The sequence below is a fragment of the Hyphomonas sp. UBA3195 genome, assembly GCF_002366485.1.
Classification (GTDB): Bacteria; Pseudomonadota; Alphaproteobacteria; order Caulobacterales; family Hyphomonadaceae; genus Hyphomonas.
On the sequence record NZ_DEXB01000005.1, the window covers coordinates 64,099 to 90,183 of the forward strand.

The 26,085-nt window shown below is 58.6% G+C and carries 23 protein-coding genes and 3 tRNA genes; 12 read left to right on the forward strand and 14 right to left on the reverse strand.

Annotated features, from left to right (window positions below; genetic code table 11):
* From B2344_RS02430 to B2344_RS02440, 3 genes are all read left to right on the forward strand, one after another.
* On the forward strand, window positions 1–861 hold an 861-nt coding region (locus B2344_RS02430), incomplete at its 5' end, for an adenylosuccinate synthetase (RefSeq protein ID WP_290484597.1).
* Window positions 862–954: 93 nt separating this feature from the next.
* The gene (locus tag B2344_RS02435; protein WP_206992073.1) at window positions 955–1,398 is read left to right on the forward strand and encodes a PA2169 family four-helix-bundle protein; all 444 of its coding nucleotides are present in this window, start codon (window positions 955–957) and stop codon (window positions 1,396–1,398) included.
* 162 nt (window positions 1,399–1,560) lie between these two features.
* Window positions 1,561–3,648 carry a catalase gene (locus B2344_RS02440; protein WP_290484598.1) on the forward strand — a complete coding sequence of 696 codons (2,088 nt, stop codon included), beginning with the start codon at window positions 1,561–1,563 and terminating at the stop codon, window positions 3,646–3,648.
* A 64-nt stretch (window positions 3,649–3,712) separates the two neighbouring features.
* On the opposite strand, the gene B2344_RS02445 is transcribed toward B2344_RS02440, so the two are convergent.
* From B2344_RS02445 to cpdR, 4 genes are all read right to left on the reverse strand, one after another.
* On the reverse strand, window positions 3,713–3,988 hold the full coding sequence (locus B2344_RS02445) for a hypothetical protein (protein WP_290480550.1): 276 nt from the start codon (window positions 3,986–3,988) through the stop codon (window positions 3,713–3,715).
* Window positions 3,989–4,053: 65 nt separating this feature from the next.
* Window positions 4,054–4,128, reverse strand: a tRNA-Val gene (locus tag B2344_RS02450).
* Between the two features lie 44 nt (window positions 4,129–4,172).
* Window positions 4,173–4,493, reverse strand: coding sequence for a hypothetical protein (locus tag B2344_RS02455; RefSeq protein ID WP_034816980.1), 321 nt, complete (start codon window positions 4,491–4,493; stop codon window positions 4,173–4,175).
* Entirely contained in the window at window positions 4,493–4,852 is a 360-nt protein-coding gene (gene cpdR, locus B2344_RS02460; RefSeq protein WP_034816978.1) for a cell cycle two-component system response regulator CpdR, read from the reverse strand. The genes B2344_RS02455 and cpdR overlap by 1 nt, the downstream gene beginning before the upstream one ends.
* A gap of 283 nt (window positions 4,853–5,135) precedes the next feature.
* Between cpdR and B2344_RS02465 the strand changes: the two genes are divergently transcribed.
* The 3 genes from B2344_RS02465 (at window position 5,136) to B2344_RS02475 (ending at window position 7,483) form a co-directional block, all read left to right on the forward strand.
* Entirely contained in the window at window positions 5,136–5,942 is an 807-nt protein-coding gene (locus B2344_RS02465; protein WP_256434986.1) for an N-formylglutamate amidohydrolase, read from the forward strand.
* A 295-nt stretch (window positions 5,943–6,237) separates the two neighbouring features.
* Window positions 6,238–6,633 carry a helix-turn-helix domain-containing protein gene (locus tag B2344_RS02470; RefSeq protein WP_034816976.1) on the forward strand — a complete coding sequence of 132 codons (396 nt, stop codon included), beginning with the start codon at window positions 6,238–6,240 and terminating at the stop codon, window positions 6,631–6,633.
* 34 nt (window positions 6,634–6,667) lie between these two features.
* The gene (locus B2344_RS02475; RefSeq protein ID WP_206992070.1) at window positions 6,668–7,483 is read left to right on the forward strand and encodes an inositol monophosphatase family protein; all 816 of its coding nucleotides are present in this window, start codon (window positions 6,668–6,670) and stop codon (window positions 7,481–7,483) included.
* A 4-nt stretch (window positions 7,484–7,487) separates the two neighbouring features.
* On the opposite strand, the gene B2344_RS02480 is transcribed toward B2344_RS02475, so the two are convergent.
* Window positions 7,488–8,489 carry a TraB/GumN family protein gene (locus B2344_RS02480; protein ID WP_290484599.1) on the reverse strand — a complete coding sequence of 334 codons (1,002 nt, stop codon included), beginning with the start codon at window positions 8,487–8,489 and terminating at the stop codon, window positions 7,488–7,490.
* 131 nt (window positions 8,490–8,620) lie between these two features.
* Between B2344_RS02480 and B2344_RS02485 the strand changes: the two genes are divergently transcribed.
* The 3 genes from B2344_RS02485 to arsH all read left to right on the forward strand — a co-directional run bounded on the left by B2344_RS02485 (window position 8,621) and on the right by arsH (window position 10,713).
* Window positions 8,621–8,697, forward strand: a tRNA-Arg gene (locus tag B2344_RS02485).
* Window positions 8,698–8,876: 179 nt separating this feature from the next.
* On the forward strand, window positions 8,877–9,899 hold the full coding sequence (arsB, locus tag B2344_RS02490; RefSeq protein ID WP_206992015.1) for an ACR3 family arsenite efflux transporter: 1,023 nt from the start codon (window positions 8,877–8,879) through the stop codon (window positions 9,897–9,899).
* Between the two features lie 94 nt (window positions 9,900–9,993).
* Complete coding sequence (arsH, locus tag B2344_RS02495) at window positions 9,994–10,713, forward strand: arsenical resistance protein ArsH (RefSeq protein ID WP_290482710.1); 720 nt, start codon at window positions 9,994–9,996, stop codon at window positions 10,711–10,713.
* 26 nt (window positions 10,714–10,739) lie between these two features.
* Here the strand turns inward: arsH and B2344_RS02500 are convergent, their stop codons facing one another.
* From B2344_RS02500 to B2344_RS02515, 4 genes are all read right to left on the reverse strand, one after another.
* Entirely contained in the window at window positions 10,740–11,798 is a 1,059-nt protein-coding gene (locus B2344_RS02500; RefSeq protein WP_290484600.1) for a DUF6607 family protein, read from the reverse strand.
* A 95-nt stretch (window positions 11,799–11,893) separates the two neighbouring features.
* Window positions 11,894–12,364, reverse strand: coding sequence for a MarR family winged helix-turn-helix transcriptional regulator (locus B2344_RS02505; protein ID WP_206992013.1), 471 nt, complete (start codon window positions 12,362–12,364; stop codon window positions 11,894–11,896).
* A 10-nt stretch (window positions 12,365–12,374) separates the two neighbouring features.
* A complete protein-coding gene (locus B2344_RS02510; RefSeq protein WP_290484601.1) occupies window positions 12,375–14,387 on the reverse strand; it encodes a tetratricopeptide repeat-containing sulfotransferase family protein in 2,013 nt (670 codons plus the stop codon).
* Window positions 14,388–14,449: 62 nt separating this feature from the next.
* Window positions 14,450–17,020, reverse strand: coding sequence for a TonB-dependent receptor (locus tag B2344_RS02515; RefSeq protein ID WP_290484602.1), 2,571 nt, complete (start codon window positions 17,018–17,020; stop codon window positions 14,450–14,452).
* Between the two features lie 252 nt (window positions 17,021–17,272).
* Here B2344_RS02515 and B2344_RS02520 point away from each other — a divergent pair, with 252 nt between their 5' ends.
* On the forward strand, window positions 17,273–18,907 hold the full coding sequence (locus B2344_RS02520; protein ID WP_290480565.1) for a BCCT family transporter: 1,635 nt from the start codon (window positions 17,273–17,275) through the stop codon (window positions 18,905–18,907).
* A 15-nt stretch (window positions 18,908–18,922) separates the two neighbouring features.
* On the opposite strand, the gene B2344_RS02525 is transcribed toward B2344_RS02520, so the two are convergent.
* The 4 genes from B2344_RS02525 to B2344_RS02540 all read right to left on the reverse strand — a co-directional run bounded on the left by B2344_RS02525 (window position 18,923) and on the right by B2344_RS02540 (window position 22,457).
* Entirely contained in the window at window positions 18,923–20,212 is a 1,290-nt protein-coding gene (locus B2344_RS02525; protein WP_290484603.1) for a hypothetical protein, read from the reverse strand.
* Window positions 20,213–20,330: 118 nt separating this feature from the next.
* Window positions 20,331–20,407: transfer RNA gene (locus B2344_RS02530), tRNA-Arg, on the reverse strand.
* Between the two features lie 68 nt (window positions 20,408–20,475).
* Window positions 20,476–21,444, reverse strand: coding sequence for a serine protease (locus B2344_RS02535; RefSeq protein WP_084333497.1), 969 nt, complete (start codon window positions 21,442–21,444; stop codon window positions 20,476–20,478).
* Window positions 21,444–22,457 (reverse strand): P1 family peptidase, encoded by a 1,014-nt coding sequence (locus B2344_RS02540; RefSeq protein WP_349678102.1) that lies wholly within the window; start codon window positions 22,455–22,457, stop codon window positions 21,444–21,446. Before B2344_RS02540 ends, B2344_RS02535 begins: the two co-directional genes overlap by 1 nt.
* Window positions 22,458–22,504: 47 nt before the next feature.
* Between B2344_RS02540 and ggt the strand changes: the two genes are divergently transcribed.
* Both ggt and B2344_RS02550 read left to right on the forward strand, forming a co-directional pair.
* Window positions 22,505–24,322: a gamma-glutamyltransferase gene (ggt, locus tag B2344_RS02545; protein WP_290484604.1), complete on the forward strand. Its 1,818-nt coding sequence runs from the start codon at window positions 22,505–22,507 to the stop codon at window positions 24,320–24,322.
* A gap of 5 nt (window positions 24,323–24,327) precedes the next feature.
* Window positions 24,328–24,918: a thymidine kinase gene (locus B2344_RS02550; RefSeq protein ID WP_290484605.1), complete on the forward strand. Its 591-nt coding sequence runs from the start codon at window positions 24,328–24,330 to the stop codon at window positions 24,916–24,918.
* Here the strand turns inward: B2344_RS02550 and hemW are convergent, their stop codons facing one another.
* A complete protein-coding gene (hemW, locus tag B2344_RS02555) occupies window positions 24,919–26,085 on the reverse strand; it encodes a radical SAM family heme chaperone HemW (protein WP_290484613.1) in 1,167 nt (388 codons plus the stop codon). It abuts the gene before it with no gap.

A 26,085-nucleotide genomic window follows, 5' to 3' on the forward strand; every position in this document is an offset into this window, starting at 1 on the left:
CGCGCCATCCGCGTCGCAGACCTCGCAGACCCCGCCGCCCTCGACATGAAGATCGAGCGCCTGCTGGCCCACCACAAGCCGCTGCGCATCGGCGTTGGCTTGCCAGAACCAGACGGCGCCGAGCTGAAAGCAGAACTGCTCAAGATCGCCGACCAGATCCTGGCCTATGCCAAGCCGGTCTGGAAACTGCTCGACGAACAGGTCCGCGCAGGCAGCCGCATTCTGTTCGAAGGCGCTCAAGGCGTGATGCTGGATGTTGACCACGGCACGTATCCCTTCGTCACATCGTCCAATGTGGTGGCAGGAAATGCCTCCGCTGGCTCAGGCGTTGGCCCTGGCGCAATCTCCTATGTGCTGGGCCTCGCAAAGGCTTACACGACCCGTGTTGGCTCAGGTCCCTTCCCCACCGAACAGGACAATGAGATCGGCGAACGCCTTGGCACGGTCGGCCGCGAAGTCGGCGTGAACACGGGCCGCGCCCGCCGCTGCGGCTGGTTTGACAGTGTGATGGTGCGTCAGGCCTGTGCGACCTCCGGCGTTACCGGCCTCGCCCTGACCAAGCTCGACGTGCTGGACGGCTTTGACGAGATCAAGGTCTGCGTCGCCTACAGGCTGAATGGCGAGACGATTGACCACTACCCTGCCGGCCTGACCGACCAGGCCGCTGTAGAGCCCGTCTATGAGACGCTTCAGGGCTGGAAAGGCTCAACCGCCGGTGCGCGATCCTGGGCGGACCTTCCGGCAGAAGCGGTCAAGTATGTGCGCCGCCTCGAAGAACTGGTCGGCAAACCGTGCGCGCTGGTCTCCACGTCGCCGGAGCGCGAAGACGTAATCCTGATGAAAGACCCGTTCGAGGGCTAAGCGCCTTTGATCATGTCCGTCATTTAAGGTTTTCTGTCGGGAACTCATGCCTTGTCTCCCTGTTGGTCAGGACAGACAACGAGGAGTTTCCAAATGACCGACACAATCAACAAAACCGAAATTGACGCCCTCAATGACGTCACCAAGGTACTGATCGACAGCCGCAAAGGCTATGAGAAATGCGCTGAACTCTCAGATGAGAGTTTTGCGTTTCGCACCCAGTTCCAGAAGCGCGCCAGTGATCGCGCAGCACTGATCAGCCGCTTCCAGCAGCAGGTCCGTACTCTCGGCGGCGAACCCCAAACTGAGGGTGGTACGCTTGGGTCGCTTCATCGCGCCTTGACCGAATTCTCGTCCATGTTTCAGGACGACAGAAAAGCTGCCCTTGAGGCGATTGATGACGGCGAAGAACACCTGGCCGACTCGATCAAGGATCGCCTTGAAAAGTCCGAAGTCCAGGGCCAGTCCCGCGCCCTTCTGGAAGAAGCCTATTCGAGCGCCCGCTCTGGCGAAGCCTTTGCGGACAGCTTGAGCTGAATACAGGCATAGCAGAAATTTTGAGGGGCGGTTCTGTTTTCTGGAGCCGCCCCCTTTCATTGGATTCCCTCGAAGGGGGATGAAAGCCGCATATGCGAGGAACCAATGAGCCCGTCGCGCAGTTGATTAGAACACCCTCCAACCAGCAGATGGATTTCTCTCATGTCCGACAAACCAGATCTTTCCCTCGACGAGGGCGGCGCACCTCATCAGTCAACTGAGGATGGCTACGAGACCATGACCACCCAGCAAGGCGTGCCCATTGCCGACGACCAGAACCATCTGAAAGCGGGCGCGCGCGGACCGATGCTGACCGAAGACTTCATCTTCCGTGAAAAGATTTTCCACTTCGACCATGAGCGCATTCCTGAACGCGTCGTGCATGCCCGCGGCTACGGTGCGCATGGCTATTTCGAGACACTGGATACGCTTGAGGACGTCACCACGGCAGACATTTTCCAGAGAAAAGGTGAGAAGACCAATGTCTTCGCCCGCTTCTCTACTGTGGCTGGCAATAAGGGCTCGCCCGATCTTGCGCGCGATGTGCGGGGTTTCGCCGTGAAGTTCTACACGAAAGAAGGCAACTGGGATATTGTGGGCAACAACATCCCTGTCTTCTTCATTCAGGACGCCATCAAGTTTCCAGACCTGATTCATGCGGCCAAGCCGGCACCGGACCGGGGCTTCCCGCAGGCCCAGACAGCACATGACAATTTCTGGGATTTCATCTCCCTGTCTCCGGAATCCATGAACATGGTCATGTGGATCATGTCCGACCGGACAATTCCCCGTTCCCTGCGGTTCATGGAAGGCTTCGGCGTCCACACATTCCGGTTTGTGAATGCCGAAGGCAAAGCAACCTTTGTGAAGTTCCACTGGAAACCAAAGCAGGGCCTGCAATCGGTAGCTTGGAACGAAGCCCTGAAGATCAATGGCGCCGACCCGGACTTCCACCGCCGCGACATGTGGGATGCCATCCAGATGGGCGACTATCCGGAATGGGAACTCGGTGTGCAATTGTTCGACGAGGAATTTGCCGAGAATTTTGAGTTCGACGTACTGGATGCGACCAAGATCATTCCGGAAGAACAAGTGCCCGTCCGCATTGTCGGACGCATGGTCCTGAACCGCGTCGTCGACAATTTCTTCGCTGAGACTGAACAGGTCGCCTTCTGTACACAGAATATCGTGCCCGGTGTCGACTTCACTGCGGACCCGCTGCTGCAGGGCCGTAACTTCTCCTATCTCGACACCCAGTTGAAGCGCCTTGGTGGCCCGAACTTTACACATATCCCGATCAACCGTCCGCAATGTCCGATGCGCCATTTCCAGCAGGATGGCCATATGGCGATGGAGAATCCCAAAGGCCGCGCCAATTACGAACCGAACAGCTGGGGACCGGAAGAAGGCGGACCGCGCGAAGATCCCGCCAAGGGGTATCGATCCTATGCCGAGCCGGTTGGCGGAGAAAAGACGCGCCTGCGCCCGGAATCCTTCGCCGATCATTACAGCCAGGCCCGCCAATTCTATGTGAGCCAGACCAAGGTCGAGCAAAAACACATGGCAGACGCCCTGACCTTCGAGCTCAGCAAGGTTCAGAAGATGGAAATCCGTCTTCGCATGCTGTCTCACCTGCTGAACATCGATGAAGACTTGGCGAAAAAAGTGGCGGATGGCCTCGGCGTAACCGACATGCCGCCAGCGGCTGATCCGGCCAGCCCTCCCATCACGGACTTGCCTGCTTCCGATCCCCTGAGCATCCTGAAGAACGCTCCAGACAGTTTCGCAGGCCGCAAACTGGGTATCTTTGCCACGGACGGCGCGGATGCAGACCTCCTGAACGCGCTGAAGAAGGAAGTGACCTCCGCTGGCGGCATGACGATGCTGATCAGCCCGAAAGTGGGCGGCATCACACTCAGTGACTGGTCGCACATGGAGGCCGACGAGAAAATCGATGGCGGTCCATCGGTCCTCTTCGATGCCGTCGCCCTGCTGATCTCCGAAGAGGGGGCAGACATGGTCAAGAACGACGCCCCTAGCCGGGATTTCGTGGCCGACGCGTTCGCGCATTGCAAATTCATCGGCTATGTCGAAACGGCCCAACCTCTCATGGAGAAGGCCAGCGTCTGGGATGCGAAGGATGAGGGCTGCGTCGCGCTCAGCAAGACCGAAGATGTGCCCGGTTTCGTGAAGACACTCGGCAAGCTCCGCCATTGGGATCGCGAACCGATGGTTGACCTTGACGGCTAGGACAAGGCCCCTGCCCCGGAATTGAAACGAACATGAAGGAAGGCGGCCAGTTCGCCTTCCTTTTTTAAACGTCCATCATACGGCGGACCCATTTCGTGGTGCCTTCTTCCATCCCTTTGAATTTGGGCAGGGAGTCCAAGCGACCGACGAACAGGGCGTCCGGCTGGGCTAGGCGTTTGACGTGGTGGTAGAGTCTGGACTGCGTCTCCGGCGTCGAAACAAGAAACAGACGTTCATCCAGCTTCCTAGTCATCAGAGAGATATTGGAGGCCTGCAGCATTTTCCCGCCGGTATAATAGACGACAAACATATTGGCGTCCGGCAAATCTGGATCAATCATGGAAACATCCCGTCATTTTTTAAAACAACGCGGCAGGTTTCAGGAGGTTTCGGAAGACTTCGGAATGGTGGGCGGTACAAGGTTCGAACTTGTGACCCCTACGATGTCAACGTAGTGCTCTACCACTGAGCTAACCGCCCGATCCATTCGGAAGCAGGGGTAATGGATAATTCAGCGCGCGCCGTCAAGCCGGGTTTGGCGGTGTAACGACGCAGAGCGCAATTTTCTGCAGTATTGGCTCCGGTGTCGCAGGATCTTCGGCAAAAAACCAGACTTCGCCAAACGGATCATTTGCGGAAAAGGCATGTCCCTCAAACTCGAAAGACAACCAATGTCCAAGCTCCGAGGGCGTAAGAGACACTATGTTCGCGCCATCCAGAAAATTCAGGCGCAGCATGCATTCATCCATACTCATCGCAGCCGGCGCATCAAAGAAGTGCCGGCCAGCGTCATGGGATAGGGATTTCAGCAGCTTGGGAGGCTCAATGTCGGAGCCCCGCCCCATCAGGCCGCCATCACCTTGTCGACCTCATCCACGATTTCGCGGAGATGGAAGGGTTTGGACAGCACTTTCGCGCCTGCAGGTGTCGGAGCCCCGGAGGAGAGCGCCACGGCGGCGAACCCCGTAATGAAGACGATTTTCATGGCCGGGTCGAGTTCGGCGCCCCGGCGTGCCAGTTCGATTCCATCAAGGCCGGGCATGACAATATCGGTCAGCAGTAGATCGAACACTTCGCGCTCCAACGCGGACAACGCGCTTTCGCCGTCAGCGTAATCCTGGATCTCGTGTCCGGCGCGACGCAGAGCGGCGGCCAGGAACAAGCGCATGGAATCGTCATCTTCGGCCAGCAAAATCTTGGTCACGCGGAATACCCTCTTCTCGGCAGAACCCTAAGCATAAAGACGCAGTTCGGTAAATCAGGCGTGAATATCTGCGGACTTAAAGTCGGAAATTACTGCGGGCACCGGCTGGATTCTCGTGAAAAGGCTTGACCTTCAGGCAAACAAAGAAACGATGTGCTGAATGACAGACGCCCCCCAATTTCTTGACAGACCTGAACATTTTCAGCGAACGGCCGGTTCGCAGGACAGCCCTGCGGCCACGCCTCGTTATGAAACGCCGTACCGGCTGGTAACCCCGGAAAAAATGTTGGCGCCAGTCATTTTTGCCTCGCCGCATTCGGGCAGTCTCTATCCACATGAGATGCGTGAGGCACTCTGCGTACCGGTGGACACCGTACGCCGGACGGAAGATGCGTTCGTGGACGAGTTGTTCAGTGCCGTGCCTGAGCAGGGTGGCATACTCGTGGCGGCGAAATATGCTCGCACAGTCGCTGATCTCAATCGCGACCCACGGGAACTCGACCCGAACATGTTCAGTGATGGAGTCCCTCGCCCCTGCGGCATGCCGACAGCGCGTGTGGAAGCCGGGCTCGGCTGCTTGCCGCGTGTCGCAGCCAGGGGAGAGGCGATTTATGCGCGCCGCCTTACCCGATCAGAAGGAGAAGCGCGCCTGTCTGGCATTCACGACATCTATCACCAGTGCCTGGCGACTGAGCTGGGCAGTCTGAAGGAGCGGCACGGCCGGGCCTTCCTTATTGACTGCCACTCAATGCCCAGCGTCCAGCCTGGGCGTCGCAATCTGGCAGATATTGTGTTGGGGGACCGGTTCGGCTCCAGCTGTGACCCACGTCTGACGGGGCGAATTGAGCGCGCATTCCGAGCGAACGGGTTCAGCGTTGCGCGGAATGCGCCCTATGCAGGAGGGTATACGACACGTCGTTATGGCCGCCCCAAGCGAGACTTCCATGCGGTACAGATCGAGATTAATCGCGGACTGTACATGGATGAACAAGCGGTCGAGACCAGTGCCGGCTTTGCGCAAATGCAGCAAGTCTTGTCCGCTATTGTCGTCGAAATCCTCGACGTCGCGACCCAGATCGGTCGGCGCTGATCGTCGGAATACCCTGCAATTGCAACAGATCCGCGTTACTTCCAAAAAAAAGGCCGCGCTACGAGAGCGCGGCCAAGGTCAAAGGGAGGAAACGCCAGAGGCGTCTGCACCGGAGTGCAAGACCAGATTTATGTTGCGGCGCACAAAACGCAACCGATGATTTGGCAAATTCCTGCAATTTGGAAATGCAGCCCAAATTTTAGGCAAATGTGACCACCGGCACGCCATTTGCGAGAGACCAGCCCGAACATCCCGTTTTGGGACTGAGAGCGGTCCCATCCGCAAGGAGCTGAACATGGCTGATGAAACCGACCTGCACGTAGGCAAACGCCTTCGCCGCCGCCGCCGCCTGCTGGGCATGACCCAACAGGACCTTGCGAGTCAGGTAGGCGTGCGTTTCCAGCAGATCCAGAAGTATGAATGCGGTGCCAACCGCATCACGGCATCTCGACTCTATGAACTGGCGAAAGCCATGAACGTCTCAGTGCAATACTTCTTCGACGGCATTCCCGCAGCAGACGCACCGGATGCTGCGAATGACGCCGAACGCATGGAAGGCGATATTCTTTCGCAAAAAGAGACGTTGGAACTGGTTCGCGCCTACTATCGCCTCGGCGAGCGCCCCCGCAAACGCCTCCTGGAACTGGCCAAGGCGCTGGAAGGCGACACCAGCAGCACGGGCGTCGCTTGACGCCCAGCCCGGGGCGGGGCAATCCCATGCCCGCATGACAAATTCCTACTCCCTCGAAGATGAGCTGACCTTTGCAGGTCGTCTCGCAGATGCGGCCTGGTCAGCGATCCGGCCGCATTTTCGTGCACTGGATGCCGTCGACAACAAGATCACAATACCCCACGCCGAATTTGACCCCGTGACGGCCGCCGACACGGGCGCCGAAGCGGCGATGCGCGCCCTGATCGAAGCGGAACGGCCCGATCACGGCGTCACTGGCGAGGAATTCCCCGCTAAACCTTCGAAGAACGGGTTCACTTGGTTACTGGATCCGATAGATGGCACGCGCGCTTTCGTAGCCGGCCTACCGAGTTGGACCACATTGATTGCCTTGTGCGATGAAACGGGCACGCCCGTCATCGGCATCATTGACCAGCCCGTTCTGGACGAGCGTTATCTCGGCTGGCCGGGGGGTGCAGCGGTTCAGCGCGCGGGGACACAAACACCGATCCAGGTCTCCGACTGCCGAGACCTCCGCGAAGCAGTCATCTCCACGACAGATCCCTTTATCCTGAACCCCGCCGAACAGGGCGCATGGACCCATCTGAGAGCTACAGCTCGGATCAGCCGCTATGGGCTGGACGCCTACGCTTATGCCCGGCTAGCCGCCGGCACGATCGACCTTGTGGCGGAAAGCGGTCTGAAAGCATGGGATGTGGCCGCGCTGATCCCGGTTGTGCGGGGCGCAGGTGGCCTCGCGACGGACTGGCGTGGCAACGAACCAAAGCTCGGCGGTCAGATCGTCTGCTGTGCCAGCGCAGAAATCCTCGAGCAAGCGCTGTTGGCGCTCCGCCGGTCTGCCGATACATGAGCGCCTACGGGCCCTCGACCTCGTAGCCTTTGGCTTCCAACATTTCGATAACGCTGTCTTCGCCCGCCAGATGACCGGCTCCGACAGCGATCAAGCGCGTGCCGGGCTCTTCCAGCATGGCTTCGATCTTGCCAACCCAGATCTCGTTACGAGACTTCAACAGTGCATCATAGACATCGTCTGACCCCATCATGTCCGGATTGGACATGAGCAGGCCAATCCCGTGCACATCGCCATCAACCCACTCGGACACCAGCGTATCGAGCACATCTCCCCCCTCCTCGATGGACTCGGCAGAGCTCACAAGGAAATCGACCTGCACATCTGTGGGCATATTGGCGAGACGGCCCAACTGCTCGTCTATTGTCTCCAGATAGGCGAATGACTTGCCTGCCGCGCGAGCTTCTGCGCCCAGAACGGTTTCTACGCCGGCATTCGGGTCGAAGCCTTCCTTCTTGATCTGCAGAACAGAGAGATTCACCGCCGCCCACCACGGCCGCATCGGCTCAATCGCGCCGAGTGGCAGTCCGACATGGTCAAGCGCCTTTAGAAGCTCTGCGCGCTCCAGTTCGCTGAGCAAACTCGACAATTGCTGACCGTTTTGCAGCATGCCTTGTGTGGAGATGAACTTCATCATTTCGGACGCCGCAGCCTGGCTTGTGACATCTGCCTCAAAGACGACCGTATCAGCCTCCGCGAGGGCGGCATCCATCTCATCGCTGCGCCATTCCAACTCCGGGCGGAGCAAGTGCACCGTACCAAATATGTAAAGCGTCGTGTCTTCGTCCTGCAGCGTCCACAAGGCTGGCTCCCCTGCCCCTCGGGAAGCTTCCGCTTCGCTCAACGCGGCCTCATAAGCAGCCTTCTGCGCTTCCAATTGCGCCGCTCGGTCTGCGGGCTCTTCCTGAGGCACTGCCGGGCTGGGCTCTTCCCGTGCCCCGCAGGCCGGAAGGCCCAGCAACAGCGCCATGGCTGTGACGGTCATCGCAATGGTGAAAGTCCGCATGTCTGGCTCCTGAATCTGTGTCTGTTCCAGACCTAGCCCAAAGTGATCAAGGCGCAAGCACCCAGCGCTGCGCAAACCGCACTCCGGCGTTGCACTCACTCGCCGGTTGCCGTATTCACCAGCTTCGGTTTGCACCCATAGCTCAGCTGGATAGAGCGCTGCCCTCCGAAGGCAGAGGTCAGAGGTTCGAATCCTCTTGGGTGCGCCATTCCTCATCTTCAGTCGCAGAAAAGGCGCGGCCTCGGAGCAGTCTTTGACGTGAACTCCCTGCAGGCATGCACTCCAAGAAATACCAAAACGATATTCGATGAATTATTGAATAATAATGTATGCGGCACTAACTAGCCCGGATCGGAACGCCGACAGAGTAAGATGCGGGGCATACTCATGGGACTATTCGAAAGATACCTCTCTATCTGGGTATCACTCGCCATTGCGATTGGGATTGGCCTGGGGCAGATCGTGCCTGGCGCGTTCGAAGCACTTGCTCGCTTCGGATATGCAAATGTGAATTTCGCTGTCGCCCTGCTCATCTGGGCCATGGTCTGGCCCATGATGATCGGCGTGGATTTTTCCGCCATGCGCCGCGTCGGTGAGAAACCGAAGGGGCTGATCATCACACTGGTTGTGAACTGGCTTATCAAGCCCTTCACGATGGCGGCCCTCGGCGTTCTTTTTTTCCGCCATGTCTTCGCGCCGTTCATCCCCCCCGGAGACGCGGAAGGCTATATTGCCGGCCTCATCCTTTTGGGCGCTGCCCCCTGCACGGCGATGGTATTTGTCTGGTCACATCTGACACGTGGCGACCCGAATTACACACTGGTTCAGGTCAGTGTGAATGATGCGGTCATGGTGTTTGCCTTCGCACCGATTGTCGCTTTCTTGCTGGGAGTCACGGATATCGCCGTGCCGTGGGAGACGCTGCTCCTGTCGGTTGCGCTCTATGTGGTCGTTCCCCTGATGGCGGGCATTCTGGCTCGTAATGCCCTTAAGAAGCGCGGGGGTGAGGAATCGGTGACCGCCTTTACGCGCCGTATCAAACCCCTGTCGGTGATCGGCCTTCTGGCTACCGTTACACTCCTGTTCGGATTCCAGAGCGAAACGATCCTGGCGAAGCCGATCATCATTGCGCTCATTGCCGTACCAATTCTCATTCAGTCGTATGGTATCTTTGCACTCGCCTACGCGGCCGCCTGGGCATGGAAAGTGCCACATAAGGTCGCCGCGCCCTGCGCCATGATCGGCACGTCCAACTTCTTCGAACTGGCCGTCGCGGTGGCGATCAGCCTGTTCGGGCTGAATTCCGGAGCGGCGCTCGCCACAGTTGTCGGCGTGCTGGTCGAGGTGCCGGTCATGCTGTCGCTGGTAGCCTTCGCCAATCGCACCCGCAATGCGTTCCCGGAAACTTGAGAGAGCTCTCACGCAAAGCCTCAATTCTGAACGCGAACAGGTTTGCATGACTGCATGCAATCAACTGATCTGCCCGAGAAAGACCAACACACAGATGACCTCCACGAATGACCTTCCTGCCCTTCACGAAGACAGTTTTCGCGAGACCGACCCAGACGCCCTCCTGACTCCTGCGCTCAGCACACACAAGCCACGTATCCTGCTTCTGCATGGTTCTTTACGGGAGCGGAGCTATTCCCGCCTGGCAAATGAGGAAGCCGCTCGCATTCTGGAAAAGCTCGGCTGCGAGACGCGCATGTTCGATCCCGATGGTCTCCCGCTCGCCGATGGGGCGGAGGACTCCCACCCAAAAGTACAGGAATTGCGAGACCTCGTCGTATGGTCGGAAGGAATGGTCTGGTGTTCACCGGAGCGGCACGGTGCAATGTCGGGAGTCATGAAAACCCAGATCGACTGGATTCCCCTCTCTCTCGGCGGTGTCCGTCCTACCCAGGGAAAGACACTGGCCGTCATGCAGGTCTGTGGCGGGTCGCAGAGTTTCAACGCCGTCAATCAGCTACGCATTCTGGGACGCTGGATGCGGCTCATCACCATTCCAAACCAATCGTCTGTCGCCAAAGCATTCCTGGAATTCGACGAACGCGGCCGCATGACCCACTCGCCATATTACGACCGAATTGTCGATGTGATGGAAGAACTCGTGAAGTTCACGCTCCTGACCCGGGACCGTGCAGACCATCTTGTTGACCGCTATTCAGAACGCAAGGAAAGCCCCGCCAAACTGTCCGAACGAGTCAATCAGAAGAAAATCTGATAGGGGCATTCCAACCATAGCCGAGCTCAGTCTGTTTCGGCTATATCCATGTCAGTGGGACGCAGCCGGTCAGCCAATGCGCCAATGTCGCTGGTCGTGAAATTTTCGATCAACTGTCTGGCCTCCAGCACCGCCTCTTCGTTTCCCTTGCTGCCGTCTGCCACTTCACCGGCGAGGGTCAGCAGAGGCATGTAGAGCGCTTCGGTCTCGCCCTTGATCGTGACGGCAAATGCTTCGTTCTGATTGGCAATCCTGTCCCATTCGCCGCGAACGCCAGCCCAGAAGCCTGCGGTACCGCTCCAGTAATCTGTTGCAATCTCGGTCTCGAAATCGCTGTCTCGGCGATATGTGTTCAGGCCAGTCTCACGCGCCAGCATGTGTGGCTGACTACCGCTCAGGACGAGCTTTCCATTGTCCTGCTCATGCACCCAGCCCCAAGACGTAACGACGTGCCGGTTCATCGCATGGATGGCGTGGTAATCATCGCGCGTGGTCATGTCGCGCCGCGGTAGCGGGCGCCATTCATGTGGCGGCTGCCATGTGGCAATCCCATTCTCGTGCGACCATGTCGCAACAGCCCCGTATCGCGGCGCATCATCGACCTGGTAGACCGTCTGAGACCAAGTACCGGCTCGCTCGGATGCTGGCACGTCACGCCACTCCCAGGCATTTCCGCCAATGAATATCAGCACACGCTCAGGCTCATACTGCCAGTCCTGACGCCAGTGCTTGATCGCCATCTTGTGCTCGCCGCCTACGACCAGAATATGCTGTAGGCTGATGAAGTTTCCGCGATCCTCGACAACGAGGACCACCTCATCCCCACCAGACACTTTGCGAGGCTTCAGAAAATAGTCATCGTCGAAGGCGACGGTTTCGTTGAAGTCGAACTTCACCTTGTAGTTTCCCGCCATCGCCAGGATAGCTTCACGATCTGCCTGGAACTGAGGATCCCTCAAATCGGTCGCCGCAGGACGCGATATCACATTGGAAACATCAGACCGCGCCGGCAGCGTCGTACACGCAGCAAGCAATACGCCTGCCAGTACGGAAATGGAAAGTACGATCCGATTCGTCGCAATCATAGGGTGCCCTCATTCACGTCATCTGTCCGACACGGGTAAGAGCGCGACCTAGCATTGGTGAAAATGATTTGCAATCGCAAACTTGCGTGTGACGCTTATCCCAGTTCTCCGACGTCCAAAAAGGGCGCAGCGTCGAGCTCTTCGGCATCAAGCAGGCCAGCCGCGCGCTCAAGAGCCGCTACCAGCATGGATTGTTGCCAATCAGGGAGTTTGTCGAATCCGGCAGCGAATGTTTCGTGCAGCGGGTCGGGCGCAACCGACAGAGCCTCTTTACCCGCAGGCAGTAGGTTCAGCCAAACACGCCGACGGTCGGTGTCACACCGGCGCCGCGCGATCAAGCCGCGTGCCTCCAGTTTATCGACGAGGCTGGTGATGGTGGCGTGTTTCAGCTGAGTGGCCTCTGCCACCCGGCCTGCGGAGATCTCGCCCTGCTCATCGAGCATGCGCAAGACCGTCATTTGCGACGGAGTAAGGCCCGCCGTCTGAGCCAGCCGCTTGGACGCCAGTTCTGTCATGCGCTGTATTTTACGCAGCGCGATCAAGGCATCATCGGACCGTGTGCTCACCTGACGACTCCTATTGGGGCGCGAGGTCGGGTCCCAGCGCGGCTTTCAGTGGATCAAGGTGTGCCTCATAAGGGCGCCACTGCTCAACCCCGCTTTTGTTGATCGGACGACGAACCTGCTCGGAGCTGGCCGTGCGCACGGCCCGATCAGTCTTGTGAAAATCCACACAGGCCTGATCAAACGGCAAACCACAATAATCGAGAATCCGCCGAACCTGGCCTTCCAGGTCTTCCAGGACATCCTCGTGCTGAACGCGCAGGACTCGCCCTTCCGGGAGAACACTGTCCCAATGCGCCATCAGATCGACATAGCCGCGATAGTAGTTTCCAATATCATCGAGGCTGTAGGTGAACTCCTGACCTTCCGCGAAGAGTTGCTTGAAGCCCGACCAACAACAATCCATCGGGTCGCGCCGCGCATCGATGATCTTGGCATTGGGCAGGATCAGATGAATCAGGCCGATATGCCGGAAATTGTTCGGCATCTTGTCAGTGAAGAAAGCCGCTCCCTGACGATGGATGCGTGTCGTCTCAATATATTCTTCACCGAGCGCAGACAGCTCATCGGCGGGAAGTTCATGCAGGATACGCGGGTAGCGCTCACGGTCTGTCAGTTGCTTGCGCCCCCGCAGGCGATGAGCAAGTGAAAGGATATTGGGAAGCTCAAGCGTTCCGTCCACGTCTGGGTGCGACGCGAGAATCTGTTCGATCAAGGTCGAGCCCGCCCGCGGCAGGCCAAGAATGAAGATCGGGTCTGGAGCGGCACAGCCCTTACCGGCCTGAGCTTCAAACAGGTCAGCCGTACAGATTGCTTTTTGCGCGTCGAATTCCGCATGCATCTGGTCGGTCGTATAGCGAACCGTCTGGTGCTTCAGCGCGTTGCCTTGCGCGTAGGCCAGGAATGCGGCGTCATGATCGCCGCGATCCTCATGGGCCTTGCCAAGCGCAAACGCGATGTGGATGCGGGACATATGGTCAATATCGAGTGCAGCAAACTGGGCTTGCATACGGGCGAGTTCATCATCGCCGAATGTGTAGGTCTTGAGATTTGCGAGACCGTACCAGGCATCCCCCTGCCCCGGCGCAACATCTGTTGCCGCCTTGTATGAACTGATTGCCTCTTCGGTTCGACCATAGGTTTTCAGCGCATGTCCCCGCGAGACCAGCGTAGCAGGATCACCAGGGATTTTCTGTAGCACCCGTTCAAAATGGTCCAGTGCGGTTTCATATTCACCCGCCTGCATACTCTCGATGGCGAAATGCGACTGGAATAGCGGATTGTCCGGATCACGCGCCATCAGAACTCCAGCCTGCTCCAGCGCTGCTGCAAATTTCTGCCGCTTGCGCAACACCTGAATATAGTCGAGCCGCAACTGCACATTGTCCGGATCAAGATCGACCGCGCTTTCAAGCAGGAATTCTGCATCCTCCTGAACACCGAGGCGGGACCCGATATCCGCCAGCAGGCGCATGCCTTCGACATGGGTCGGGTGCTTCTGGAGAAACGCTCTGGCGATTTCCTCCGCCCGGAAGACGCGGCCCTCATGAATATGATTTGTCACCGCTTGCAGCTCACGCGGAAGCGCGCGTACACGGTCTGCCTGCGCGCGGGCGTTGGTCGCCGCGTCCGTATTGCCCGCCTGAAGGTACAGGTCTGCTAGCGCAGACCAGCTTGCCATCAAGGCAGGATTGTAGCGGGTCGCGCGCTCAAAAGCGCCGACGGCTCCGGACAGATCTCCGAGCTTGCGCTTGAGATGCCCCTCTTCCTGATAAGCGCGGCCGAAATCCGGTGAGAGCGACTTCAACGCGTCCAGATGCGCGAGCGCGTCCGCGCTGCGACCTTCATAGCGCGCGCAAACTGCCGCCATGTAGAGCGCTTCCTTATGAGTCGGCTCGCCAGCAAGAAGCGCATCGGTGATTTGTCGGGCGGTTGCAAAATCGCCAGACTGTATGGCTTTTTGCGCGTCCCGCAGGGCGAGGTCCGGATCAGAGATTGCGGTCATCGTGGTGCCTGAAGTTCCCATCAAATAAAAGCAGCGCCCTGAACCTGTCAGGGCGCTGCTTCAGTATCAAGTAGGCGTATGTCCTAGTAGTCGTAGGAAACGCGAATACCGATTGTGCGCGGGCGCATTGGCGTGATGCGTTCGCGGTCATAAACGAAGCTGCCACTAAGCTCGGCATACTCGTTGGTCAGGTTCGAGGCGAAGATCTCCGCGCCCCAATTGTCGCCCGTGACGCCCATCGAGCCACCCAGGGTGACATAGCCATCAAGGTCCATCTTGTTGATCTCGATGACATCACTGACGGAGTCGTCGGAGAACACGATCTGCGGCATGACATGCGCGGTGAGGCGCTGGCCAGCCACTTCCTGCTCGAGATCCCACTCATACCGAACACGCAGATTGCCCTGGTAGGCTGGCGCGAAGGCAAGGTCGGAACCTTCTACAACGTCATCTGTCGGCACGAGCACTTCGGTGATCTCGGTGTCGAGAAGCGAGAACGCACCTGCAATGGTCAGGCCGTCAACCGAGGCCGGCGCCCAGGTGAAGTCGCCTTCAAGGCCCTGGATCTCGGCATTGGCTGCGTTGTCGGAGAAGAACAGGTTCACGATCGAAGGATCGAAGATTGTGGTCTGCAGACCTTCAATGTCGACGAAGAAGGCTGACCCGTTGAAACGCAGCGAATTGTCGAACAGTTCGGTTTTCCAGCCGAGCTCGTAATTCTTCACTTCGTCCGTATCGACAGCATATGGCACGGTGTAGCCGCCTGGGCCGGAAGCACCGCCCGGACGGTTCAACAAGCCGGCACGGAAGCCTTCCGAGTATGTGGCGTAGAACATCACGTCGTCCGACGGCGTCCACTCGCCCGTCAGCTTGTAGATCATACCGTCGGTTGACGCCTTGTCCGGCGTCCCTGCCGGGCCGTTCGGGCCATACAGGAGCGAAATGTTCGTACCGAACACTTGCTGGTCGGTATCTGCGAACAGGTTGAAGAAGGACGAGTTGGCACTTCCTTCAAGGTCAACTTCGACGTCATAGTATCGTGCGCCAGCCGTGATGGCGAACTGGTCAGAGATGTCGAAGGTGGTCTCGCCGAAGAGGCCCATCTGCTGATCGGTGCGCAGAATATCGTTTCGGAAGATAACGCCTTCCGGGAACGGACCGGCAACGCTGTAGTAACCGGGGGACGCACTGCCGATTTCGCCTGTTACGTCCGTTTGTGTCAGCGGATAGTTCGGGGCAAAGCCGATCGATCCATCCGTATAGGCCACCTGCGTTGAGCCCGGATAGACGAAGTCGTTACGCTCAGCCAGCTCAAGGTCGCTGTAGAAGGCGCCGAAGGTGGCGCGCCAGCGATTCTCGCTCGGCGTATTGAAGCGCAGCTCATGCGTCTGCACTTTCGTCTCACTGTGTGAGTTCACGAACAGGTTCGGCGCGTAGCAATTGCCCGTCGGCGCACCCGCCGGATAGGTGACCGAGTAGTCACAGATATAGTAAGGCAGGTACTGGCCGACGAAGAGATAGTCGGAATAATCGACCGTCTGGTCTGTCGTGCGGTCCGTATACGCACCGGTATAGAGCGCCTCAAGCGCGCCGATACGGCCTTCCAGCGTCCATGAAGTGTTGTGGAACTTGTCTTCGATATTCTCCGGTGTGAAACGGACAATATCGTAGTCATCCAGTTCGGGATCTGCGGCGAACACACCGTCGGACTCGATCTGCTGCTGAGCATGCGTGATCAGCAGGTCCCAATCTTCATTGATCTGGTACATGCCGCTCAGGCGAAAGCCCTGATAGGTGACATCATTGATGTCATTCTCGACAATGTTGCTGTTGTTTGCGTCAACGAAATTGACACCAGACAGATCAGCGCCTGCCTGGAAGCCTTCGCGCTGGGCACTCACGGGGACGCCATTGCCACGCACAGTGCCTTCGGTACGGAACCGGGCGGAGTCGCGTACAGACAATGTGCCGCCGACATTGTCGATATAGCCACCTTGAGTGTCACTATAGACGACCCCACGCAGCGCCAACTTGTCATTGACGGGCACATTGATCATGGCCTCGACACTGTTGCTCATCTCACCGCCATCGGTGAACGAGGTGGACGCATTGAACCCGGCATCAAAGCCACTGAAGGACGGCTTGTTGGTAATCATGCGGACCGTACCGGCCTGCGAGCTTGAGCCGAACAGTGTGCCCTGAGGTCCGGACAAGACCTCTACGCGCTCGATATCGGCTGCATAGACGTCCAAATTCCGGCCCGGCTGGGCCAGCGGCTGCTCGTCGAGATAAAAGCTGACATTGGGGGCGAGACCGGCGACGCCTGCAACCGTCAGGTTTGGCGTGGTGGATGCGAGACCACGAATATAGATTGTATTCTGACCGGGGCCGGAACCACCTGCCGTGACGCCAGGCAGCTGGACAAGATAGTCCGAGAAATTCTTGACGCCGAGCTCTCTGAGCTGCTGCTCGCCGAGCGCCGTAACTGCAACGGGCACGTCCTGTGCGCTTTCCGAACGCTTGGTCGCCGTGATGGTCACTGTTTGAAGCCGTTTCGCGCTCGCTGGTTCCGCTGGAGCGTCCTGCGCCAATGCAACCGGCGCGACCAGTCCAGCCATCGCAATCAGCGAGGCCCCGTACTTGAGTCTATTCATGTGTGTTCCCTTTGGGTCGTCTCCAGCCATGGCGCGCCAGAATAAGCGGCGCGGCTCGGTACACATGGCTGCTCGATGGTTCCGAAGTACATTTTTATTTCGATGATAGAAAGGTTTCGCCCAGCTATTCGTCGGGTAACTACGGGAATCTTATGCAAACTGTTGCATCAAACCCTCACTCTTCACGATGGCGCGGACAGTTTCCTCAGAACAATGCTTTGATAATCGACGTATTTGCGGCACAAGCCCGGCATGGACACACAAGCCCCCGACACGCCGTCAGACCTGATTCCCGAGGACGAAGAAGCCCTTTTTGTCTACGAAACCGATTACGAGATCGGGCAGGACAATATCGAGGTCGCCGGGCTGAATATTCACAATCCTGTTTTCTTCCTGAGCGCCGGACTGATCATCGTCTTCTCCGGCCTCACGCTGCTCTTTCCGACAGTTTCGGCGGAGTATTTGACAGCGGCCCGAACCTGGACGCTGCAAAGCGCTGACTGGCTCTTCGCACTCACCGCCGTGCTCGTATTCGGCTTCTGCATCGCGCTCACCATCAGTCCACTAGGAAAAATCCGGTTGGGCGGACCGACCGCGACGCCGGACTTCAGTATCATGTCCTGGGTGGCGATGCTGTTCGCGGCCGGCGTGGGTGTCGGATTCATGTTCTACGGCGCAGCCGAACCGCTTGCTTATTATACTGACTGGTATGGCATGCCGCTGAATGCCGAACCGCTTTCAGCCGAAGCGGAACGGCTCGCGTATAGCGCCACGATCTTCCATTGGGGGCTCGCGCCCTGGGCGATCTATGCGATTGTCGGGCTCGCACTCGGATTCTTTGCGCACAATAAGGGCCTGCCTCTCAGCATCCGTTCGGCTTTCTATCCTTTGCTCGGTGAGCGGGTCTGGGGCTGGCCGGGGCATATCATCGACCTGTTTGCGGTTGTCTCGACTGTGTTCGGCCTCGCAACGACCATCGGCATCGGCGCAACGCAGGCGACCAGTGGGCTAGCTTACTTGCTCGGCTTTGAGCCCAATGTCGGCATCCAGATCCTGCTTATTGTCGTGATGACAGGGCTTGCAGTCCTGTCCGTTCTTCGCGGTCTTGATGGCGGCGTCAAACTGCTCAGCAATATCAATATGGGCATCGCCTTTGCCCTGCTCGTCTTCGTGATCATTGCCGGACCAACCATCCTGATCTTTACCGGTATGGGCCAGAATTTGCTCGCCTATATGACCGACACGCCCGCCCTCACCAACTGGATACGGCGGCCGGACATCGCCTGGTTTCATGACTGGACCATATTCTATTGGGCCTGGTGGATTTCCTGGTCGCCCTTTGTCGGCATGTTCATCGCCCGCATTTCGAAGGGGCGGACAGTGCGCGAATATTTTGCGGTCGTTCTGTTTGCACCCGTCACAATTGGCATCATCTGGTTTACCGCGTTCGGCAAAACTGCGATCGCCCAATTCAAGACCGGCGAAGGCGAACTCGGCGAGGGCATGGGCAGCGCGTCTCTCGTCCTGTTCCAGATGCTGGCAGACCTGCCCTTCTCGGCCATCACTTCAGCCGCAGCCATCCTGCTGCTGGTCGTCTTCATCGTGACCTCGGCAGACTCCGGCGCACTGGTCGTCGACACGATCACCAGCGGCGGCAAGACAGATTCTCCCCGGCGCCAACGCGTATTCTGGGCCTGCTTGATCGGCCTGACAGCATCGGCCCTGCTCTATGGCGGAGGCACGGATGCGCTGCAGTCACTGCAGGCGGGCACAATCACGGCGGCCCTGCCCTTTACGCTGATCCTGCTGACCTGTTGTCTCAGCCTCTATATTGGCATGCGGGACGAATATCGCAGCATGAACCAGAGCGACGCGGCGGGGTTCTAACAGCCCGCCCTGCACTCAACAGTTCTTCCAGACGTCTCGGCAATAACTTGTATACACCCAGCCATTGATATTCACGACGGCCCTGTGGTCCTGCCCCGTTGCCCCTTCACCCGGAAACCAGCCAGCATGGCCGTAAACCACCTCGCCTGCATCCAGCAGCAGGGTCACGACATGGCCATCGAAATAGTATTGCCCCGCAACGGGCCCTTCTGTGCCGCCACCGGGAAGAGATGACGCGCGCACATGCCCGGCCATGAACCGTCCATCCGGCAGGAAAAGGATGTCCCGCGGCTGAAGCTCGGACAGGGGAAGGTTCCCGGTTAAAACCTCATCGAAGCGCGCCCGGCCAATACCGATCCGCAGGTCCAACAACTCCCCTTTTGCAAACTTCCGATAGGTTTCGGCCTTTCGGTAAGTGAAACGCCCCCGCTCGAAGGAAGCGCCCGTCCAGTCCGAGCTTCTTGAAAGACTCTTCATGTCCAAATCATCCGCAGATCCGCGCCAGAAATACCGCTCGCATCCGAGCATGACCTTCCACGGTGACTCGACCTCATAAGGATCAAATAGCGCCGCATCCCAGTTCATGCAGGTGATCGCGCTTGCAGCAAAATCCTGCGATCGCTTCGGGAAGAGCACCAAAGTCTGGGTTTCGTCCTTGCCCGCAAAGCTGACCGCGTCGAAGCCGCCGCTGTCGATCATGCGCACCATGCCAACCGGCTTGCGATCCGGCGATACACGCTTTCCCAGCCCCTGAGCGCTCATGGCGGCCCGCACCTGGTCGCCCGTCATGCCGGCTTCGGAAACCTGAGCGCGGCCCATCAGGTACTCTATGACCTCCTGCATGATTTTATTGGACAGCACGGAAATACTCATCGCCGATGGCCCGGACGGCACGCCACCCAGTATCTTGTACTCCTTGACGGCCTCATCAAGAATCAGCGCGCTTTGCAATCCCCCCGCTTCCCAATGCCCCATCGAGAGAAGGGTGCATCTGGCGACCGGTCCCCCGCTGCGCGCGGAGAAGCCTGCGAACGAGGTTTTTGTCTCGACATTCGCCAAGGATGGGCAATCGGCCCGCCCGGCGAAAAAGCCCTTCACATATTCAAACTTTTCCTCATGCGTCAGGTTTGGCCGCACATCGCTGACGATGCCAACATTGATTCCCGGCAGGTCCGGTCGTGTCAGATAGATACTGTTGGGGGAAACCTCGACCGTCCATCCGGCCATTGGAATGTCCTGCGCACTCGCCGTCGGCAAGGCAGTGGCGAGCACGGCCATTCCAGCCGCGACACAAAACGAACGCATAAGAGTCCCCACACTTAATTGCTTGTCGCAACAGTGTTCAACACGCGCGCGAACAGGGTCAACCCAATCCCCCGGAAAAACCGAAAGGGGCTCGTTTCAAATGTTCAAGGAAGGAAAATGGCACACCCGGAGCGATTCGAACGCCCGACCCCCAGATTCGTAGTCTGGTGCTCTATCCAGCTGAGCTACGGGTGCCTGCCGTTTGGAAGGCGGACACATACAGTGAGGAATCGGGGGATGCAAGCCTGTTTGCCACGCAACTGTCATTCCTCTGCAGTGGCGGCATCACCGGCAGGTGCAATCCCCGTTACAGCGCTGATCCAACCCGAATATGCGCTGACCCGCATATAGATTCCCGGACTGTCCGGCCGGGCACATCCCAGTCCCCAGCTCACCACGCCTATCTGGACCGGGCCATGCTCATAACTGCGCAGCATGAGTGGTCCGCCGCTATCGCCCTGACACGAATCCACGCCTCCTGCGCCCGCGCAGATCTGCGTCTGCGGATCTACCGCCACACCAGTCAGCTCGTCCTGCAACCCATACTCAGAAATGCGTGCGGCGGTTTGCTTCTGGCATGTCTGCGCATCGACCAAGGGCACATAGCCCTCCTGCAAAATCAGGCTCGGCGCGGTGACATGGCGACCCGTCCGACTGGTTCCAGCTTCGCTGCGAGCGGTTTCGCCAACCTTGCCATATCCTGCCACGAGTGTGTCGGCATATGACCCCGTCATATCAATGGCTGTCGCCGTCAATCCATCAAGCGACGCTACTTCACCTTCCCAGCGGCCTTCGATACGTAACAGCGCCAGATCATGTCCGCGCTCGGGATTGCCGGAATCATAGTCCGGATGAACAACGATCCTGGAGACCGGAAACAGTGCGCTCGATGGCACATCCATCAACGAGCCGCGACCTATGGCCAGCCCGACTGGCCCAAACCGCTCCATCGTGCGACCGGTTGCATCCGGAAAATACTGGACTGCACGTCCGTTGCTCTCAACGCGAATTCCTTCAACGCAATGTCCCGCCGTTATCGCCCATTCCGGAGAGATCATGGTTGCGCCGCATTCGTGGAACACGGACCGTCCTTGCAAGGCCTGCAGCGACGCCATGCCGGGCCAATCCGCAGGATCTGCTTCCTGACCACCCACAACACAGGCCGTGGCCAGCGCCAGCAATCCTGCTCCAATTCCGATCTTCCACCCGCGCTGCATACGCCTGTCCCTCATCAGCGATTGGCTTCATGCACCCCCCGTGCAATGGCCCGGGCGAGTGTGGAGGCGGCCAATTCTCCGATCCTCGCAATGAGTATGGCACGCTTCTCCTGTGAGGCAATCTGGCCTGACGACATTACGAACAAGGCATCTCCATCAAACGGCGCAAAGACCGGCCGGATGGCACGAGAGAAGCCGGACAGCGCCATCTGCGCCACCCGCTTCGCTTCACTCGCTGTCAGAATTACATCCGTGGCGATGCAGGCGATGGTGGTGTTCTGGCCGAGCGCCGGGTTGGACTTCGCGGCGCCCCAATCCTCTGCATCGGCAACATAATCTCCGGGTGGACGCTGGCCCCCGAATTCCCCATCAATCTCGAAGGGCCACGACCAGAACGCTTCTGTGCCGGGCATGAAGACTGATCCGAAACAGTTTACCCCGGCCAGCGCGCCGACGGTAATACCGTCATGCGTCACGATACTGGCAGAACCGGTCCCGCCCGCAAACGCCCCCGCCCGCGCACCATAGGCCGCCCCGGCCTGACCAAGCGCCAGCTCTGTGCCACGCGAACGATACGCCGCCAGGCCGAGGGCCGCATAAGGCGAAACTTCGCCCCAGTCCTTGTCACCACCATTGGAAAGATCATAGAGGATCGCCGCTGGCACAATCGGCGTTCGCGGCACGCTCGTTAACGGCACGAGCGCGAAACCGCGCCCCTCCTGCTTCAGTCCTGACGCCACGCCGTCTGCCGCTGCGAGACCGAATGCGCTGCCGCCGGAGAGACAGACCGCGTCGATGCCATCGACCAGCATGCCCGCCGATAGAAGGTCGGTTTCGCGCGTGCCGGGGCCTCCGCCGGACACTGCCACCGCCGCGATCGCAGGTGCATCCGGCACGATCACGCTGACACCTGAACGGACACTGGCATCCTCAGCCTGCCCAACCTTTATGCCCGGCACGTCCGTAATGGTATTTCTTGCGCCTGGTTTTGCCATAAGCTGCGGCCCTGTCTTTCCCTTGTGAGGCATGTTTCATAAGGTCTGCTGCAACACACGCCAAGCTGAAGGGGCACTTTATGAGCCGTTTGCCGATTCTCCTCGCCTGTATTGGACTCTCCGCCTGTGCGCCGGGCGACGATAGACCGTTCAACGCGACCGAAGAAGCGAGCCGCGCTGCTGATGCTGCCGCCCAGTCCGTAGAAGAAGGTGTCACAGCGGCTGAAGCCCCAGCCACGAACGCCTGGACGAAAGGCGCCATGGTCGCCGCAGCGGACCCTCGCGCGGTCGAGGCGGGTCTCGAAATGTTGCGTCAGGGCGGATCGGCGATTGATGCGGCCATCGCCGTGCACTCAGTGCTTGGATTGGTCGAACCTCAAAGCTCCGGCATCGGCGGTGGTGCCTTCATGGTCTACTATGATCGTGCCAAGGACGAGATAACCGTTTTTGATGGACGCGAAGTTGCCCCCGCATCCACGACACCGGACCATTTCATGAAGGATGGCAAGCCGCTTGGGTTCCTTGAAGCCTGGCAGTCCGGCAAGGCCGTTGGCGTGCCCGGCCAGATTGCGCTCTACAAGACTTCTCACGAAGCGGCTGGCAAACTCGAATGGGACGCCTTGTTCCAACCAGCCATCAAACTGGCTGAAGATGGGTTCGAAGTCTCACCACGCCTTGCCGGCCTGCTGGCCAATCCGCGCCTGCGCGGCGCAGTACGGCTCGACGATCTGCCTGCCTCATCCGAGTACTTCTATCCGGGTGGAGAGCCGCTGCCCGTCGGCTTCATCCGTACCAATCCGGACTATGCCGCGACATTGTCTGCCATCGCGGATTCCGGACCAGCCGCTTTCTACGAAGGCGACATTGCACAAGCCATCGTGGACGCGGTCAACGGGGATGCTGTTCCGGGCGATATGAGTCTCGAAGATCTTTCGACCTATTCCGTCAAAGTCAGGCCAGCCCTTTGCGGTGATCGGACAGATCACTATCGCATCTGCTCGGCACCACCCCCTTCTTCCGGCGGCGTGACGCAGAACATGATCATGGGACTCTATGATTTGCTGGAGCCAACCGACGAGACGAGCATGACCGAAGAAGGCTATCTCAAAGCCTTTGTCGACGCCCAACGCCTCGCCTATGCGGACCGCGATCATTATCTGGCCGATGCTGATTTCGTCCCGGTACCCTCAAAAGACCTGATCAATCCGGCCTATCTGCGCGTCCGCGCCAAAGAAGCCTTCGCACCGGATGCGGCCTCCTTCCCGGGTGATCCTGGCGTTGCGCTTGGACGAGACCCAATCCGCCCGCTCTGGGGAGAAGACGCCACCGAGCACGCGCCCGGCACCACGCACATCTCCATTGTGGATGCAGATGGCAACGCCGTCTCCATGACCGCCACCGTAGAAGCGGCTTTCGGCTCGTCCCTCATGGTTCACGGCTTCATGCTGAACAATGAGCTGACAGATTTCTCCCGCGAGCCGACAAAGGGCACCAAGCCCGTCGCGAACGCACCCGGCCCATTGAAACGGCCTCGCAGTTCGATGTCTCCAACAATCGTCTTCGATCCCGATGGTGACCTGTTCATGGTCACCGGATCACCGGGCGGCAATTCCATCGTGGCCTATGTCTCGAAAACGCTTGTTGGGGTTCTTGAGTGGGGCAAGACAGCTCAGGAAGCCATCGAACTGCCGAACATTATCGCGCGCGGTGATACGGTTGGCGTGGAAATCGATGTTCCAGGTGGCATGGAAGCCGCCGAAGCCTTGCGTGAAATGGGATATGATGTGGAAGAACGTGAAGGCGAAAATTCCGGCCTTCATGTCATCATTGTGAGGGAGGATGGCCTGGAAGGCGGCGCCGATCCGCGTCGGGAAGGCGCTGCGAAGCATCTGGATTAGGCTCCATGGCCAAGCTCTATTTCTCCTATGCCGCAATGAATGCGGGCAAGTCGACAATCCTGTTGCAGGCGGCCTACAACTACCGCGAACGCGGTATGGAGGTTCTTCTCCTCACATCCGCACTCTACAAGGATGATGAGGAAGGGCACATTTCATCCCGGATTGGCATCGGCGCCGACGCCGTTCTCTATACGGCGGACACGGATTTGTATGCGCTTATCGGCGATGCGATGGCCGGTCACAAGATGAGCGCGATATTCGTCGATGAGGCGCAATTCCTGACCAAGACGCAAGCTTGGCAGCTCGCGCGTGTCGCGGACCATCTGAATGTACCTGTGCTAGCCTATGGCCTACGAACAGATTTCCAGGGAGAACTGTTCGAAGGTTCCGCCGCGCTGCTGGCGATTGCCGACTCGCTGCGGGAGATCCGCACGATCTGCGAGTGCGGCCGGAAGGCCACGATGGTTGTGCGGCTTGGTCCACATGGAAAAGCGCTTACCGAAGGCGAACAGGTCAGTATCGCCAAGGCGACGTACCTCTCACTTTGCCGCCGCCATTGGGAGGAACGCATGGGACGCTTCCCACCTGCACCTTGATCAGGGAGACAGTTCAGCAGTCAGGGCATCTGCGAGAAGCCGTCCGCGCGCGGTAAGGGCGAGCCTTGGTCCGTCTTGCACCATCCAGCCTTCTTCAACAAACACATCGATCTTGGCCTGCGAGAGTGTCCGGCCTGAAATGCTTTCGATCCTTGTCCGGTCGATCCCGGATGATGGTCGCAATCCCATGGCCAGCAACTCTCTTGCATTGTCTAGCGGGTACAGCTTGGACGCCTCAGACCATCCCGACGCAAGAGCTTGCACGTTTGCGATATAGGCCGCCGGCTGACGCTCAGCCTCTGAGGCATAACGGTTTCCACCTACGCTAAGCCGACCATGCGCACCAGGACCCACACCGATCCAGTCACCGCCATTCCAGTAGATGTTGTTGTGACGAGACTGGTATTTTTCCGACATGGCATGATTGGAGATCTCGTAAGCAGGCAAGCCGGCTGCAGAAAGCACATCTTGCGTCAGCTCGTACAAATCGGCCTGGTCATCATCGTCCATCGGAGTCATCTGGCCGCGAGCCGCCGCCTTGCCGAAGGCCGTACGCTCCTCGATCGTCAGTTCGTACAGGGATATATGGGGCGCACCATACTCCAGAACATCTGAAAGCTCCGCCTGCCACTCATCCTCTGACTGGCCGGGTCGGGCATAGATCAGGTCGATTGAGACATTCGGGAATATCTTCATGGCCCGCTTCAAGGCTGCGCGCGCGACGTCGCTATCATGATCACGGCCCAAAAAAGCCAATGCATGATCCCGCAGAGATTGTATGCCGATGGAAAGCCGGTTGATACCTGCCGCCTTCAGCCCCTCAAGGTCCATGCGCATGATGTCATTCGGATTGGCTTCAATTGTAATTTCAGCATCATGTTTCAGGCCGAAACTGTCACCGGCAGCAGTGACCAGCCCGGCAATGGCGTCGGGGGCCAGCAAGGACGGCGTCCCTCCCCCAAGATAAAGACTGTCGGCCGCCCCATGCTCTGGCATGCGCGGACGATGGATCGCAATATCTTTCCGGATTGCCTTCAACAAGGGTTCCAGGTCGCGGTCCTTGGCTGCGTACACATTGAAGTCGCAGTATGGGCAGATCTTCGCACAGTACGGCCAGTGGATGTAGACTCCAAATCCATATTGTGGACCGAACTGAGAGGATTCCAT